The organism is Specibacter sp. AOP5-B1-6 (assembly GCF_052376555.1).
GTDB lineage: Bacteria > Actinomycetota > Actinomycetes > Actinomycetales > Micrococcaceae > Specibacter.
In genome coordinates this window covers 194,474-209,764 of sequence record NZ_JBQSVT010000002.1, presented here as the reverse complement: position 1 = coordinate 209,764, position 15,291 = coordinate 194,474, and the positions used below count along the sequence as shown (strand labels likewise).

Here is a 15,291-nt window from a genome sequence, read left to right as displayed (position 1 = left end):
GGGAACGTCAACGGAAGCGGCAACCGTGCGGATGTGGCGGCCGGTCTCTTCGGCGTTGCTGATGGCGTAGTACTGGCTGGTGGCCACGATGCCGTCGGCCCCGAGGGAGACCATGCGGCGGGCCTCATCAACAACGCGGTTGGTGGTCTGCTCCACGGCACCGACCAGCAGGGGGACCTGTCCGGCGTTGACGCCGGCGATGGTGGTCAGCACGGTGTCGCGCTCGTCGTTGGTCAGGTGGGTCACCTCACCGGAGGAACCGTTGACGAACAGGCCTGTCACGCCGCCGTCGAGCAGGTGGCGGGTGAGGTTCTCCAGCGAGGGCACGTCGATGGCGCCTTCGGCTGTGCGGGGTGTGCAAACGGGGGGAATGACGCCCTGGAAACGGGTTGCGACGGTAGTCACGTGAATTACTCCAAAATTGTGTTGGCTGGGTGGAACATCAGGGTTGGGTGGTCATCAAGGCTGCGCTAGTGAAATGAGGTCACCAAGTTCTGAGGCGACAGCCCGCTGAGGGCATCGATAACTGCGTGGGCATTGGCCAACCCCACTCCGGAAGCCGCTTCGAAGGAGTTGGCACCCAAGTGCGTCGTCGAGAAAACGTTGCCCAGACCAAGAAGCGGATTGTTTGGATCCACGGGTTCAGTCTCAAAAACATCGAGGGCTGCACCCGCCAAGTTACCGCTGGTGAGCGCATCTCGCAGCGCCGATTCATCGACAAGCCCGCCCCGTGCCGTGTTGACCAGGTAGCTGCCGGGCTTGAACCGTCCCAGGGTGGCGGCGTTGATCATGTGGTGGGTCTCGTCAGTCAGTGGAGCGTGCAGGCTCACTACGTCTGACGTTCCAAGGACTGTGTCCAAGTCACAGAGTTGGAAGGATGAATCGCCAGCGTCAGACAACGCAAGGTAGGGGTCGTAGACCTTGATGGTGACATCGAATCCCATCAGGCGCCGTACAAGGTGCGCGCCCACGCTGCCCATGCCGACGAGCCCAACAGTCTTGCCGGTCAGTTCAGGACCGTTGAAGATGGTTCGCTGTCCACTTTTTGTGGCGGCTTGGGACAAGGGAAGCTGGCGAAAGATGCTGATAATGAGGCCAATCGCCACTTCAGCGACAGCATTGGAGTTCAGACCGGGCGTGTTGCTCACTAGGATGCCACGTTCTTGAGCGGCGTTCAGGTCGATCTTGTCGACCCCGACGCCACATTTCGAGAGAATCCTCAAATTCGGGTGCGCGTCCATGCCCGCGGCATCCCACGTTTCCATGCCCACAACCGCGCCATGCAGATCGTGCCCCATGTCCCGCAGCTCCTGGGGGCTGATCGCATCATCGGTATTGTTCTCGATCAACGAATACCCATGGTCCTTGAGCATATTAAAGCCCTCAGGAAGAAGTGTCCGGTAATAGGAGGGCCCGAGAAAAATTTCCTTGTTCTGTGTCACTTTTAGTCCTTGTATAAAAATTGAATAATCGAACAGAGCTCACCGAAATGTCTGCTGAAACTTCGGGGCAGCCTGTGGCTTTAGCCCTTCGTGGCCCCCGCGGTAAGGCCTGCAACGATGTACTTCTGAAGAAAGATTGTCACGATCATGACGGGCACTGTAATGACCACGGATGCCGCCATAAGACCTCCCCAGTCAACGCCCAAATAGGAGATGAACTGGTACAGCGCGGCCGGCAAAGTAGTTGTGTTCTTCCCGGAAAGGATCAGGGCGAACAGGAAGTTGTTCCAACTGAAAATGAAGGAGAGGATGGCGCTCGTGGCAACTCCAGGCATGGCGAGCCGCAACGTAATCCTAAAGAAGGTGCCGGCAACTGTCAGCCCATCAATTTGCCCGGCCTCTTCGAGCTCAGTGGACATGCCGTCAAAGAAGCTGGACATGATGGCCACGATTAGCGGCAAACTAACGAAAATGTGGGTGATGATGAGCGCCCGGAAGGATCCCACCAGCCCAATTTGGGCGAAGATGTAGTACCAAGGGATCAACAAGCTAATCCCGGGGATGACTCGAGCCAGCAGAATGAATCCAGACACGGATTTCATCTTGTACTTGCTGATTGAATATGCCGCAGGCAGCCCGATGGCCAAGGCGATAAACGTTGCGGCCGTGGCGATGATGAAACTATTCAGGCCGTAGCGCAGGAAGTCATTGGTGAACAGGACGTTCACGTAGTTCTGGAATGTTGGCACAAAGAAGACAACATCGGGATTCGTAATGTCCACATTTTGCTTGAACGAGGCCAGGAGCATCCAAAAGAGCGGAAGTATCATCGCCAGAGTCACCACAACGATAGCGACCACCCGGGCCCACCCCAACAGCTTCTTTCGCCGTGCGGGCCTCCGTTTTGCAGGCACTGCTGCGACCGGGCGTTTCTGGGGCACGGAAGTGATTACATCTATCATTTGGATCCTGCCTTACTGGAGACCATGACGAGGGCAACAGCGCCGCAGATCAAGATCAGGAACAATATGAGGACGGCACTGGCAATGCCATAGTCCTGGTAATCGAAGCTGTAACTGTACGCAAGGACGTTCAAGGTCTCGGCTTCATGGTTCGAGCCACCGCCGGCTCCCTTGGTCGCATACAAGATGTCGAAGGTCTTCAGGGAATCAATGGCGCGAAGCAGGATCGCCGCGAAGATCGCGGGCTTCAGCATGGGGATCGTGACGTAGATATGCCGCTGGAACCAGGAGGCCCCGTCCACCAAAGCGGCCTCTTCGGGCTCTTCCGGAATACTGGACAGGCCGGCCAGGAGGATCAGAGCCATCATCGGGGTCCACTGCCACACGTCCATGAATATCAGCGTATTGAGTGTCTGATCGGGATCTGACAGCCAACCTTGTGCGGGCATGCCAAACCAGTCGACGACTACATTGGCAACGCCGATGCTGGGCTGGAAAATCAGCATCCACATCATGCCCACAGCCACCGGTGTTGCCACCAGCGGCAATAAGATTGCTGTCCTGACAATGCCCTGTCCGCGAAATGCTTTCCGCAACAAAAGCGCCAAGCCCAGGGCACAAATAGTTTCGATCACAAGACCTGCTCCCGTGAAGTACACGGTCCGCCCGACCGCCGGCCAGAACCGTTCGGTATCAGTCAAAAGTGTTGTGAAGTTCTCCAGTCCAATGAAGTTCTTGTCCCTTGAGGTACTCCTGCGTGCATCCGTCAGGGCAAGCTGCACCGTGTAGACCAACGGATAGATGATGAGCGCTAATACTAAAAGCAGTGCCGGCATCGTAAAGATGATCTTTAGGTGGCGGTCCACCCATCTTTGAATCTTGGCGGTAGGGGAATCTTTAGTTTCTCGGAGTTGCAGTGCCATTCTGGTCTCTCGGTCTGTTGATGTGTCGTAGCCGTTGCGTGGCCATGCCACGCCTTGCTGGCCGGACGATGCCGGACCGCACAATGCGAGCTATTTGTCGGTCTTCAGAAATTCTGAAAACTTACTGCTGGCTTGCTTGGATACCGCAGCCACGTCGCCGTCCTCGATGGCAGCGGTGATGGGCGCGCCAACAATGTCCCGTGCTTTATTGACTTGAATGACCTGCGGGCGATCATGTCCAACCGCTGACGTGCTGTACTCATTGAAGATGTCAACAAGATCATTGGGGAAACTTGCCGTGACGGCAGGATCAGCCCATGAAGATTGTCGAGGTGAAGGAGAACTCTGCTCGCTCATTGCTGCGTTAAGGACAGCGCTGGATGAGGCCCACTCGATGAACTGCCAGGCGGCATCCTTGTGCTCGGAGAACTTGCTGATTCCTGTCGCCCACGAGGTGACATCATAGGGATGCGAGCCGGCCGGTCCTGCGGGGAAGGGCGCGTAGCCCACCTTGCCGGCAACACTGGACTGCGTCTCGTCTTCAAGCAGACCCGCACCGGAATCCGCATCGATGTACATGGCGGCCTTGCCCTGCTGGAAAATGCCCCTGGCTTCAGCGCCCTCGAGGCTGGTGGCGCCTGGAGGGCCATAATTCCGGACCAGGTCGCCATAGTACTGGTATGCATCGACTGCCGCAGGCGTATCCAGTGCCGACCCACCATCATTGGTGGTCCAGTCACCGCCGAAGCTGTAGAGGAAACTTGAAAATGATGTAACGGCGGCATTGGCCTTGCCGCGCATGACCATGCCATAAGTGCCGGTTTCAGGATTTGTCAGCTTCTTGGCGGCCGCACTCAGCTCATCCATGCTCGTGGGCACGTGGACGCCCTTCGCTGCAAACAGCTCCTTGTTGTAAAACACAATGGCCCGTTCGGTCATGAGCGGTATGCCAAAGACAGTGCCATCCACTGTGGTGGCGGAGCGCGACGATTCCGTAAAATCGTCCCAGTCCCATGCCGCGTCAGTTTCGACCCTATCGGTGAGGTCCTCCAGCCAGCCGTTGTCGGCGAAGAGCATGTTCGACTGCGACGGGCGGTAGACCATGACGTCCACATCCCTGGACTGCGCATTCAGCTTGACTTGGTACTGGCTGTCAAGCTGATCCAGTCCCAGGACATTGAGCTCCACCTTAACGCCCGTTTGGCGTTCGAACTCCGGCAGCAGTTCCTTGACGGTGTTCGTCCACGACCCTGCGGCCAAGTTGACGTTGATGGTTTCACCTGAGCCGTTCTCGCCGCCGGTAGTCCCGGAACATCCGGACAGGAGAAAAATTGAGCACGTAACCGTTGTCGCGAACTTAGTCAGCGACCACCTGCGTGAATTGTCTTTCATGTTTCTGCTCCCTTGTGCATGCCTGGAATGCTTGCGCCAGCGGATGTACATGCCAGCTGTATAGATGGGTTCTTCATTGACAATGCGAAGACGTGATCAGGACGCGACCTCAGATTCGAGCTGAGGATGATTGACATCACGGATGTCTGGGTGGTGACCTAGTCAGTCGGCAAAGTGGTGCAAACCACAACGCCCTCTCAATGAAAGCATCTTATATCTATCGAAACAAGTTAATAATCATCTTTTTAACTTATTTCATGAGCCGGGTCACCAAAAATGATGTTGTTTGGTGCCCGCCGGCAGGAGCTAGTGTCCCGGAAAGACCCTTGGTGTTCCCGACCAAGTCGATTCGAGCTCATCATTGATCGCGCAGACCAGCCTGTCGGCGATGTTGCGGGCGTCGCCGGGGCGGCGGCCTTGAATGGCATCTGCCAAGTCCACATGCAACTGCAAAGATTCTTCATCCGGCAGCTCCGGCAAGAGGCCCAGTTCGCTTCGTCCGGAGACGGTTTCCCCCAGAACGCCGCGCAGCAGGGCGAACATTTCATTGCCCGAGGCAGCCAAAAGGGTGGCGTGGAACTCCACATCGATTTCAACAAAGCGCTGGTAGTCCCCTGACCTCACGACTGACCGAAGCTCACCGGCCAGGCTGAGCAGCAAGGCGCATAGTTCGTCCGGGCCATGGCTCGCCGCCAGCGATGCAGCCATCGGCTCGACGGCCGTACGCAACTCACTGAGAGAGCGCAGCTGTGCCACGCTGGAACCGCTGGCGAGCCGCCAGCTGATAATCAGCGGGTCAAAGTAGTTCCAGGATTCGGCCGGGAGCACTTTTACCCCCACGCGCTGGACGCTGCTCACCATGCCGATTGTCTGCAGTACCCGAACAGCCTCACGCATGACCGAATGCGACACCCCAAGATCCACTTCAAGTTGTTGCGTTGTCACCACATGCCCTTCAGGCAGCACTCCACTGACAATGTCGTTCCCCAAGCGATCCAGTGTTCTCTGCAGATATGTGGCCATGGAACCAAGCCTAGCGGCCAGTCGTCGGCAAACTGCGCCGGGCCCGTTTCTGCATTGGGATACAGTTTCGACTTGTTGAGAATAACTCGGGGCAGTTGCTGCGCGCTCTTTTCCTCCGGGAAAAAATCAGCAACACGTTTTGGCGTTTTCCGCAGAGTCGGGACGGTCGCCATAGACGGTGCGAGTAGGACTCGGGCAGGGTCACTAAAGGCTGTTCTCGGGCTGTCTGGAACATGCTATGGCCGGGTCAAAGCGGCCGCTTCGTGAACCACGCCGTCACGACCACCGCAGAAGACGGCCTGGGCGGCAGCAGAAGGAGCGTCGCCAAGGGATTCGCGATCAAGCACCCTTGTCCACCGAAAGCTGCCCGGGTGCGCAGTTGGCGCACGCAATCATGCAGGGTGCGCCTGAAAATCGGTGGAACGCTGAAGCCGGAACAGCGGGCGCTTCCCCGTGAGGTGCCGGCATTACCGCCGTCGGACCCTCACCAGCAGCGGCAACGCGCGGAATGACCACGTGCATGGCCAGCATCCCGACCAGAAACATGCCAGCGAGCCACCCACCAAGCACAAAACCGGGGGCAGCCCATGAGCTGCCTCCCGGTGCGGGTGGTTGGAACTGCCATCATGCGGGCGCCAGTCTACCAACCCGCGTCCGAAGGATGGTGCCAGCGAATCGAGGTACGAAACGGCACTCGCCCCTTCCGGAATGCCGGCTCACGCCCAACTTCTGATGGGCTTCGCGAGCTTACAGATTTCGTGATCGGGCCGGAACCGCACCGCCGGATGCCGGGTCTCGGCCCCTGAATGGTTACGGGCTTTGAACTAGGTCGGCTTCCCAGATGCGAGACACCATCCGGCAGCGGTCGGCGATTATTTCGAGGAACGGAATTCGCTTGTCACGTACGATCCTGGCTGCCCGGCGGGACTGGCGGCTGTGCTCACATAGTTTCCCATCCCCCCGGTTCGGGGTGCGTTTGTCGTTACGTACGTTCCCGCATGTCCGTTGCGGGGTGCGTCTGTCGTTACGTACGTTCCGGCAGCGGGTGTGCGTGCAGCCGGTGAGCCGCCCACCATGGTTGCCGCGCCGTCGGTTGATTCCGTCAGGAAAGTCCGGATGAAGGGGTGGCTGGATGATTCAAATGAGTTGTTCAAGATAGCTCCTCTGGTGTTGCTTGATTCTGGGGTTGCTTGATGGGGGCGCGGCGAATGACGCCACGTCATGTGGTGGGTGGCGGCATTGCTGATTCAACCCGCCGGTGGGTTTGTTGTTTGCGTTGCCGCTTGCGCGGCGGGCTAGGCGTCAGCCGTGGCCGGTTGGCACGCGGAACAGATGCCCCAAAAGGTAATCTCCGCAACTTGGATGGCGAAGCCATTCACGTTCGACGGCGTCAGGCACGGGCTTTCGCCGATGACGCAATCCACATCCTCAACTGTCTTGCAGTTGAGGCAGACGAGGTGGTGGTGGTTGTCGCCCACCCGGGCCTCGTACAGCGCCGCTGAGCCTGCCGGCTCGATCTTGCGTACCAGTCCTGCAGAGACCAGTGCAGCCAGCACTCCGTAGACAGCCTGCAGGGAAGTCTTTGGCAAGTGCGTGGCGGCTGCGGAAAATATTGTGTCCGCATCCAGGTGCCCCTGGCCGGAGAGCACACCAAGAACTGCGACGCGCGGTGCCGTCACCTTCAACTGGGCCGATCTGAGTCGACCCGCCAGAGCCTCTTGCTGCGCGTCCAATGCCATGCCTTCATCCTAACAGTTGTTTTGAGTTACTCAAAACAACTGTTAGTCCCGTCACCCGTGGCGTTGTGAGCCGTTGACGGGTCCCGGGCACCTGGCGTCAGCGCCGCCGTCGTCCCATCCAGAACACATGCAGCAGCGGCAGCACCGCCACGATCATCAGCACGTTGCCCAAAACGGTGTCCCCGGAGCGAACCACGGCCCCGGCGATCAGCAGTGCACCGAAGATCATCGCGGACGCCACTTGCTGCGCTGCGCGGACCAGCCGCGCCAGCCGCCGTTCGAGTCGGGGACTGGCCACCGGCAGCGAACCGGACTCGAGACGGGTGAGGAGCCCGTCCAGACGTTTCGGCAGACCGAAGGTGACAGCGGCAGTGTCGAGGGCCTGGGCGGCCACGTCCTTGACGAGGTTGCCGCGCTCCTCGCGCAGCAGTTGCCCCGCATAGGGTTCCACCGAGTCCCATAAATTGAATCGGGCGTCCAGGGAACTGCACACTCCCGAGGTCAGCGACATGGCGCGGATGATGAGCAAAAAGTTCTCCGGCAACTGGAACGGCAGTGAGCGGACCACCTCGCCAAACTCCCCGGCAAAATCCTGGAACTCGCGCGGGTCAACCTCGCGCAACTCGGCGAACCCCATCCCGCCAAAGCGGGCGAACAGCTGCGTCATTGCCCGTTCAAGCTCCGCCGTGTCGGTCGACGGCACCAGCACACCGACGTCGCCAATAGCCGAGACCAGGCCCTTGCCGTCCCGCGAGGCGGCCGCGATCAGCAGTTTTCGCAGTCCGCTGCGCGTCTTCGCCGGCACCTCGCCCATCATGCCGAAATCGATGAACGTCAGCCTCCATGGCCGCTCCGCGGCTGGGTCGGCAGTCGGAGTGACAAAGATGTTGCCGGGGTGCGGGTCGGCGTGGAAGAAACCGCTGGCGAACAGCTGGTCGAACATGATCGAAGCAAATACCGGGGCCACTTGCGCAGGATCGATCCCGGCGGCCAGAAGCGCCTGGGAATCAGTGATCTTAATGGCCGTCACATCCTCGAGCGTGAGTACCCGCCGGGTGGTCCGCTCCCATACGACGCCGGGCACGGTGACCCTGTCGTCGCCGACAAAATCAGCGGCAAAGCGTTCCGAATTGGCCGCCTCGTTGAGGTAGTCGATTTCCTCGAGGCTGGTCTTCGCAAACTCCTCCACCAGGGCCGGCACGTTGGCACGTTTGGACACGAAGCGAAGACGTCCGAGCCAGCCGCCCACTTTCCGCAGCGCGGCCAGATCGACGTCGATGATCGCGTCAATGCCCGGCCGCTGCACCTTCACGACCACGCTGTCGAGCCCGGTGTCTGCGGCGTTTCCGGGCAGAAGTTGTGCCCGGTGCGCCTGTCCGAGAGATGCCGCAGCGATGGGCACTTCATCGACAAATGCGAACACCGCTTCCAGCGGTGCACCCAGCTCGGCCTCGGCAAGCGCCCGGATGGCAGGGAACGGGACGGGCGGCACCTCATCCTGCAGGCCCTCCAGTTCGGCAGTGATCTCCGGCGGGAGTACATCGAGTCTGGATGACATGAACTGACCGACCTTGATCATCAGGCCGCCCAGCTCCACCGCGAGGGCGTGGAAGCGCTGCGCGAACTTCCGCATCCGCCGTGCCCGGGTTCGCTCAGCCACCTTGCCGAGCCCGATGCGGGGCAGGAGCAGCTCAAACCACCAGGTCACCGCCAGATGCCACGCGGCAAAGCGCAGAATCCGGCGGTATCGGGCCCGGGCGTCCCCGGCACCTGGCACCGGCTCCGTCCTGCCGCGTCCAGCCGGCGCCATCCTTGTTAGTCCTGCGCGAGGATCGAATACAGCCGGCGACGTGCCTCTTCAAGCACCGTCACAGCCTCCTGCACCTGCTTCGTCGTGCCGGTGCGTCCCACCTGGGCTGCGGCCTGGGCCAGCTCCACGCCTGCCTTGGGCAGCGCCGAGAACCCTGGTCCGGATGCCTGCCCGGCAGATTCCCAGGGTGCCGACGTTTCGGCATTCGAAACCTCTTCGCGGCCTGCCTCGGTCAGCGTGTAGTTTTTGCGGCCATTGGACTCTTCCGCGCTGACCAGTCCCTCGTCGGCCAGCAGCTGCAGCGTGGGGTAAATGGAGCCGGCGCTCGGCTTCCAGCTGCCGCCGCTGCGTTCCTCGATTTCCCGGATGATCTGGTAACCGTGCATGGGCCGCTCCGCGAGCAGCGCCAGCACCGCCGAGCGCAATTCTCCTCGGCCTGCACGGGTGCCGGCGCGCTTTTCGAACCGTGACCGGAACTCCTCCACGGCCTGCCACATGCCATCGAGGTTGTTGCCCATGAATCCGCCTACAGGAAATGAATTATGCATCATGCTCTCCTCCGTCAATCGCTAACGATACCCAACGATAGCTAACGATATACCCCGGTGAACGCGATGGCAATGGTTCAGCGAGACGCACCCGGGACGCCGCACGCAACTCTTTCAGTCGAAACCAGCTGGGCCTTGGCCCTGCAAGCTAGAGCCTCGTGCCAGGGTCCGTTGCTGGGCACACAAAAACCCTCTCCGACCGGCGCTTCCGCAGGTCGGAGAGGGTTGAGGGTGGAGCTAAGGAGATTCGAACTCCTGACCTCCTCGATGCGAACGAGGCGCGCTACCAACTGCGCCATAGCCCCGCGCCGGCGCCGGCATCGCTGCCTGCACCGCCACTTTTCCAGAATAAACCCGCAAGGCGCAGTTTCCCAAACCAAAAGGCTGACACGATGCACTGATCGCCGGAAGGCCCGCGCGCCCCAGCGTTCGGACGGCCACAGAGGGTCAGGCGGTGCCAACACCGGAGCGTGCTGCCAACCAGTCGCCGAACCCGACAGTCCCCACCGTGTGCTCGGGAACCAGGTTCTTGCCTGCCCGCAGGAACGCACCAAATGCTCCCGGCAGCGGCATGACAGTAACCATTGCCTTGCTCCCGGTGGCAGTCTTCCAGACCTGCGCCAGGTCTTTCATTGTCGTCACGGCGGGCCCGCCAATATGAACACTTTTGCGCTCCGTGCCACCCACCAGGGCTTCTTCGACCAGCACACGTGCCACATCCGCCGTCGCAATTGGTTGGATGGAAACACCCTTAAACGCAGGCACGAGTCCCACTTTGGCTCCCCCGGCAAAGATGCCGGCCAGCAGGTTGTGGAATTGCGTGCAAAAGACCACCGTGGTCGGCATGGCTGCACCTTCATAACTCAGCGCACGGGCTGCCTGTGCCTGATAGTAGCCTGCGGGGCACTCTCCGGCACGCACAATCGTCAGCAGCACGCAGCGGGCAACACCTGCCGCCTCCGCAGCCGCCAGGACACTCACGGACATGACAGGGAGGGACCGCAGCGCGGCACCGGAGCGGGCGTCGAGGGTCTCAATCAGGCAATCCACGTCTTCGAGCCCGGCGGAAACGCCCTCTCCCGAATGAAAGTCGGCTTGGCGGTAGTCAACACCTGCCACCCGCTTGCCACCGGCTGGCCGGTGGCGGCTCAACGACCGCACCTGGTGGCCCGCCGCAACCGCGTGTTCCACAACAGCACGCCCGGCCAGACCGGTTCCCCCTGCCACAGCAATCATCACCATGAAGCTCACCCTACGCCTGAGCTGCGGACAAGAGAACAGCGGGAATCAAAGGTTCCGCAGTGTCGCGGCCAAAGAGCGGCGCGGCGGGCACCGGGTGAAAGAGTGTTAGGCGCGGCGGCGCTGGAGGACGTCGTCCAAATTGTTCAGTGCGTGGGTTCCGCGCTCGGAGGCGGCCACGTGCTTTTCAGGCTTGGCGGCCTTCTCAGACTTCCCGCCGGAAACGGCAGGAGCGTCAGGAACAGCAACGACACCGTCGCGTTCACCTGCGACGCCTACACCGGCCTGGTCGGCCCTGATCGAGGTGCCGGCGGACTTCGGAACCTCGGGAAGCACCAGCGGCTTCTCCAACGTCAGTGCACGGTTGGCCGTCACATAGCCGGGGACGGGAACCTCGACGGGCTCCCACGTTTCAGCTTCGAGCTTGCCCTCGGCCAGGGTCTGGGTGTGTGCCAGTTTGGCGTCGGCAGTTCCCTTTGCAGCCACACGCAGCGCGGCGGCACGCAGCTCTTCGGCGGTGAGCGGCTTCTGCGCGGGAGCCGGTTCGCTGCCCTCGGCCCCGTCGAAGAGCGTCGTCTCCTTCAGTTCCACAGCGTCAGCAGCCGATTCCCCGGCTGCCTGGTTCGCCGTCGCACTTGCGCCAAGGCGTGCGGCACGGCGGGCGGACTGGTCACGGACGGCCAGCATGCGCAGCCCGACAACGACCGCCGCGAACACTGCCAGCGACGTCCAGGCCAGCGTTGCCGACCCCATCGAAAACACATTGAGCGCGCCGGAGATGCCCGCAGTAAACAGCGCAATCAAGCCCAGAAGGGCAATAAAAGTCCTGCTCCACCGAATTCTCAGCGAATTCCCAGCAGCCGAGGGCATGGCCGTTGAAGGTCCCGGCTCCACGTGGGTGTGGGCGTCGGAAGTAATGCTTTCCATTGACGTCTCCTGCAACTGCTGGATTGGGTGGACTGGCATCTCGTGTCCGGCCACATTTCAACCCTAAAGGGGAAACATGTCCCCACCGGCATTACTGGCGGTGTGTCGCCGGGTAAGGGAAGAAATCAGCGCTTTCTGATGCCCGACGCCGGATCGGCCCACCCGCCGCCGTGGTGGACTGCCGAGTGCCGGTCATGTGTGCCGCCTACCGGGCGGCAAGCCACCGGTTGAGGATTCCCCCGGGAACTTCCTCGGCCGTGAGCGCGAAACTGCGGTGGTCGGCCCACTGGCCGTTGATGTGCAGGTACCGCGGGCGCAGGCCCTCGTCCCGGAATCCCAATTTCTGCACCACCCGGAGGCTGGCCGCATTTTCCGGCCGGATGTTGATTTCCATCCGGTGCAGGCCCAGCTGCTGGAAGCAGTGGTCGGTGGCCATGGCCACCGCCGTGGGGACAATGCCGCGGCCGGCACGCCCCTGGTCAACCCAATATCCCAGGGTGGCCGACATGGCGGAGCCCCACATGATCGAGGACACCGTCAGCTGGCCAACAATGGCCGGCCGGGGCTGTTCGGGGATCCGCTCGGTGATGATGAACGGCAGGGCGGAAGCCTCGCGAGCCTGCCGGTTCAAGACCCGCACCATCCCCGAATAGGTGGGCAGCTCGCCCTGCCCGGCGGGGTTGCTGGCCTCCCACGGCTGCAGCCAGGCCGAGTTGCGGTTGCGCACGCGCGTCCATTCGGCCTTGTCGCGAAGTTTGATGGGGCGCAGGACCAAATCACCACATTCCAAGGTCACCGGCCAGATGGCCTGCCCCCACACGCAATTAGCTCTTGAAGTCGGCTGCGAACTCGCCCAGCCACTCACGCAGGTCATCACCGAGTTCTTCGTTTTCGCAACCCAGGGTGACGACTGCCTTCAGGTAGCTGAGCTTGTCGCCGGTGTCGTAACGACGGCCGGAGAACACCACGCCGTACACGCCGCCGCCCTCGCCCTCCCTGGTGGCAAGGGTCTGCAGGGCGTCGGTCAGCTGGATCTCGTTGCCGCGGCCCGGGGGCGTGTTTTCGAGAACCTCGAACACGGACGGGTGCAGCACGTAGCGGCCAATGACGGCCAGGTTGGAGGGAGCTTCTTCAACCGAGGGCTTCTCCACGAGGTGGTTGACGCGGACGTAGTTTTCGCCCTCCACAACTGTCATGTCGGCACAGCCATAGGCGGAAATTTTGTCCTGCGGAACCTCGATCAAGGCGATCACGGAACCGCCGGTGCGCTGCTGCACCTCAATCATGGTGGTCAGCAGTTCGTCGCGCTCGTCGATCAGGTCATCACCAAGGAGCACGGCAAACGGCTCGTCGCCCACGTGGGTCTTGGCACGCAACACTGCATGCCCCAGGCCCTTGGGGTCGCCCTGGCGGACGTAATGAATTTCACCCAGGTCGGTGGCGTGCTGGATCGCGGCGAGACGCTCGGTGTCGCCTTTTGCCTCCAGCAGCTGCTCCGTCACCGGAACACGGTCAAAGTGGTCTTCGAGGGCACGCTTGTTGCGCCCCGTAATCATCAACACGTCGGTCAGGCCGGCGCTGACGGCTTCCTGAACCACGTACTGGATGGCGGGCTTGTCCACCACCGGCAGCATTTCCTTGGGCATTGCCTTGGTTGCGGGCAAGAAACGTGTTCCCAAGCCAGCGGCGGGGATAACGGCCTTGCGTACAGTTTTTGCAGAAGTCATGCCCTTAGGTTAGCTGAAACTGCCCGAAAACCACGGATAATGGCAGCAACGGTAGTTTTCCACAGCATGACAGGACCAGCATGAGCACACTTGAGAAGGCAGCCTGGCGAGCCACGCTGCGCGCCCGACGCCAGGAAGCCCGCTCCGCCGCTTCGACTGCCGCGTGGGCTGCCCTTGGCGAGGGCCTGTCCCGTGCGGGGCTGGGCTGGCTGGATTCGCTCGCTTCCTCCGCTGGCGGCGGGGGTTCTGGTCCCGGCGCAGGCGGCCGTCCTGACGCTGCCGGCGGGGCTGGGCCAGTTGTCTGCGCCTACATTTCCACCGGTGCGGAGCCGCCGACGGGTGCGCTCCTGGAAGCCTTGGCGGATGCCGGATACGCCGTTCATGTGCCTGTCTGTGAACCCGGCCAACAGCTCAGCTGGACGCCGTGGCACCCGGGTGTGGAGCTGGTCCGAAGCCGCTTGGCCCCCGTCATGGAACCCTCTGGTCCCCGGCTCCCCTTTGACGGGCTGGATTCCGTCCGGGCGATCCTGGTCCCGGCGCTTGCCGCGGACGGCTCAGGGGTGCGACTGGGGCAGGGCGGCGGCTACTATGACAGGTTTTTGGCGGGGACCGCCTCGGTTCCCGTCGCCGCCGTCGTCCTTGAGCATGAGGCCCTGGCAGCGGGGCTGCTCCCCCATGACGCCTTGGATGTTCCGGTTGATTGCGTGATCACCCCGGCCGGACACCTGCTGGTGGGCGCCGGTGGGGCCCGGCGGCGGTGAAGCCGCAGCCTGCAGCGCCGCCCCGTCGGGAATGACCGGGCTCCGGCGGGCGTTTTAGCTGCAGATGGTAGAATCAGCACTTGGGACCATGGACTGCCAGCCACGCGACTGGTGATCACAGGGTCCCGACGCATGTATCCAGGAGGAAATTCAGTGCCCACGTACGCCTACGCCTGCAAAGATTGCGGCCACGCCTTTGACATCCAGCAGTCGTTCACCGATGACTCCCTGACTGTCTGCCCGGAATGCCGCGGAAACCTGCGCAAAAAGTTCAATTCCGTGGGTGTGGTGTTCAAGGGTTCAGGTTTCTACCGCACTGACTCACGCTCGGCCGCCAACTCGATTCCGGCAGCATCCGCCGCGGGCGCCTCAGACTCCGCAAGCGCGTCGTCCGACAGCCCCGCCCCGGCCAAGTCCTCGGAGTCGAGCAGCACCGCTTCTGGCAAATCAGGCTCGGGCAATTCAGCCTCGGGCACCAAGGCGGCCAAGAGCCCCGCATCCGCCGGTGTGTCCAGCTGACCGTCCCCAGCTGACAATGGACCGCCGCAGCATGGGCCGTCCACGGAGCATCGGACTTCCGCTGCATTTTCCCACAGGGTAATTCCCCCACAGGCCCAGCTGGGCGCCAGGCTGTGCACTATCAGCCAAGCGCACCTGTTGCGGGCCTGATGGCCGGCCTAGCGTTGCCTCATGAAGTCGGCACGCACTCCCCCAAGCCCGCCCGTTTATCCGGGCCCCGCCTGGAGCTCCCGTTCCTGGTCGGGACGCGCTGCGGCACCGTCACCGATCCACAAGTTA

At 61.7% G+C, this 15,291-nt stretch carries 16 protein-coding genes and 1 tRNA gene; 2 read left to right on the top strand and 15 right to left on the bottom strand.

Annotation, left to right across the window (positions count from 1 at the left end; translation table 11 throughout):
• The 15 genes from ACT3TS_RS02060 to galU form a co-directional block, all read right to left on the bottom strand.
• Window positions 1-405 (bottom strand): dihydrodipicolinate synthase family protein (locus tag ACT3TS_RS02060; RefSeq protein ID WP_444529815.1); only part of this gene is annotated, 405 nt, incomplete at its 3' end.
• Window positions 406-470: 65 nt separating this feature from the next.
• Window positions 471-1,442 (bottom strand): phosphoglycerate dehydrogenase, encoded by a 972-nt coding sequence (locus tag ACT3TS_RS02055; RefSeq protein ID WP_444529814.1) that lies wholly within the window; start codon window positions 1,440-1,442, stop codon window positions 471-473.
• Between the two features lie 80 nt (window positions 1,443-1,522).
• Window positions 1,523-2,272, bottom strand: a complete 750-nt coding sequence (locus ACT3TS_RS02050) for a carbohydrate ABC transporter permease (RefSeq protein WP_444529813.1) — start codon at window positions 2,270-2,272, stop codon at window positions 1,523-1,525.
• Window positions 2,273-2,400: 128 nt separating this feature from the next.
• A complete protein-coding gene (locus ACT3TS_RS02045; protein ID WP_444529812.1) occupies window positions 2,401-3,327 on the bottom strand; it encodes a carbohydrate ABC transporter permease in 927 nt (308 codons plus the stop codon).
• 90 nt (window positions 3,328-3,417) lie between these two features.
• The gene (locus ACT3TS_RS02040; protein WP_444529811.1) at window positions 3,418-4,719 is read right to left on the bottom strand and encodes an ABC transporter substrate-binding protein; all 1,302 of its coding nucleotides are present in this window, start codon (window positions 4,717-4,719) and stop codon (window positions 3,418-3,420) included.
• Window positions 4,720-5,025: 306 nt separating this feature from the next.
• On the bottom strand, window positions 5,026-5,742 hold the full coding sequence (locus ACT3TS_RS02035) for a FadR/GntR family transcriptional regulator (protein WP_444529810.1): 717 nt from the start codon (window positions 5,740-5,742) through the stop codon (window positions 5,026-5,028).
• Window positions 5,743-6,614: 872 nt separating this feature from the next.
• Entirely contained in the window at window positions 6,615-6,896 is a 282-nt protein-coding gene (locus tag ACT3TS_RS02030; RefSeq protein WP_444529809.1) for a hypothetical protein, read from the bottom strand.
• Between the two features lie 141 nt (window positions 6,897-7,037).
• Window positions 7,038-7,481: a Fur family transcriptional regulator gene (locus tag ACT3TS_RS02025; protein ID WP_444529808.1), complete on the bottom strand. Its 444-nt coding sequence runs from the start codon at window positions 7,479-7,481 to the stop codon at window positions 7,038-7,040.
• Window positions 7,482-7,578: 97 nt separating this feature from the next.
• Entirely contained in the window at window positions 7,579-9,291 is a 1,713-nt protein-coding gene (locus ACT3TS_RS02020) for an ABC1 kinase family protein (RefSeq protein ID WP_444529807.1), read from the bottom strand.
• Between the two features lie 5 nt (window positions 9,292-9,296).
• Window positions 9,297-9,839, bottom strand: coding sequence for a PadR family transcriptional regulator (locus ACT3TS_RS02015; protein ID WP_444529823.1), 543 nt, complete (start codon window positions 9,837-9,839; stop codon window positions 9,297-9,299).
• A 232-nt stretch (window positions 9,840-10,071) separates the two neighbouring features.
• Window positions 10,072-10,144, bottom strand: a tRNA-Ala gene (locus ACT3TS_RS02010).
• 142 nt (window positions 10,145-10,286) lie between these two features.
• On the bottom strand, window positions 10,287-11,081 hold the full coding sequence (locus tag ACT3TS_RS02005; protein WP_444529806.1) for an SDR family oxidoreductase: 795 nt from the start codon (window positions 11,079-11,081) through the stop codon (window positions 10,287-10,289).
• A 105-nt stretch (window positions 11,082-11,186) separates the two neighbouring features.
• Window positions 11,187-12,005 (bottom strand): hypothetical protein, encoded by an 819-nt coding sequence (locus ACT3TS_RS02000; protein WP_444529805.1) that lies wholly within the window; start codon window positions 12,003-12,005, stop codon window positions 11,187-11,189.
• 205 nt (window positions 12,006-12,210) lie between these two features.
• Complete coding sequence (locus ACT3TS_RS01995; RefSeq protein WP_444529804.1) at window positions 12,211-12,825, bottom strand: GNAT family N-acetyltransferase; 615 nt, start codon at window positions 12,823-12,825, stop codon at window positions 12,211-12,213.
• 4 nt (window positions 12,826-12,829) lie between these two features.
• Window positions 12,830-13,732 (bottom strand): UTP--glucose-1-phosphate uridylyltransferase GalU, encoded by a 903-nt coding sequence (gene galU, locus ACT3TS_RS01990; RefSeq protein ID WP_444529803.1) that lies wholly within the window; start codon window positions 13,730-13,732, stop codon window positions 12,830-12,832.
• An 80-nt stretch (window positions 13,733-13,812) separates the two neighbouring features.
• Here galU and ACT3TS_RS01985 point away from each other — a divergent pair, with 80 nt between their 5' ends.
• Together ACT3TS_RS01985 and ACT3TS_RS01980 are read left to right on the top strand one after the other, a co-directional pair.
• Window positions 13,813-14,493 carry a 5-formyltetrahydrofolate cyclo-ligase gene (locus ACT3TS_RS01985; RefSeq protein WP_444529802.1) on the top strand — a complete coding sequence of 227 codons (681 nt, stop codon included), beginning with the start codon at window positions 13,813-13,815 and terminating at the stop codon, window positions 14,491-14,493.
• A 153-nt stretch (window positions 14,494-14,646) separates the two neighbouring features.
• The gene (locus ACT3TS_RS01980; protein ID WP_444529801.1) at window positions 14,647-15,012 is read left to right on the top strand and encodes an FmdB family zinc ribbon protein; all 366 of its coding nucleotides are present in this window, start codon (window positions 14,647-14,649) and stop codon (window positions 15,010-15,012) included.
• Window positions 15,013-15,291 lie beyond the last annotated feature (279 nt).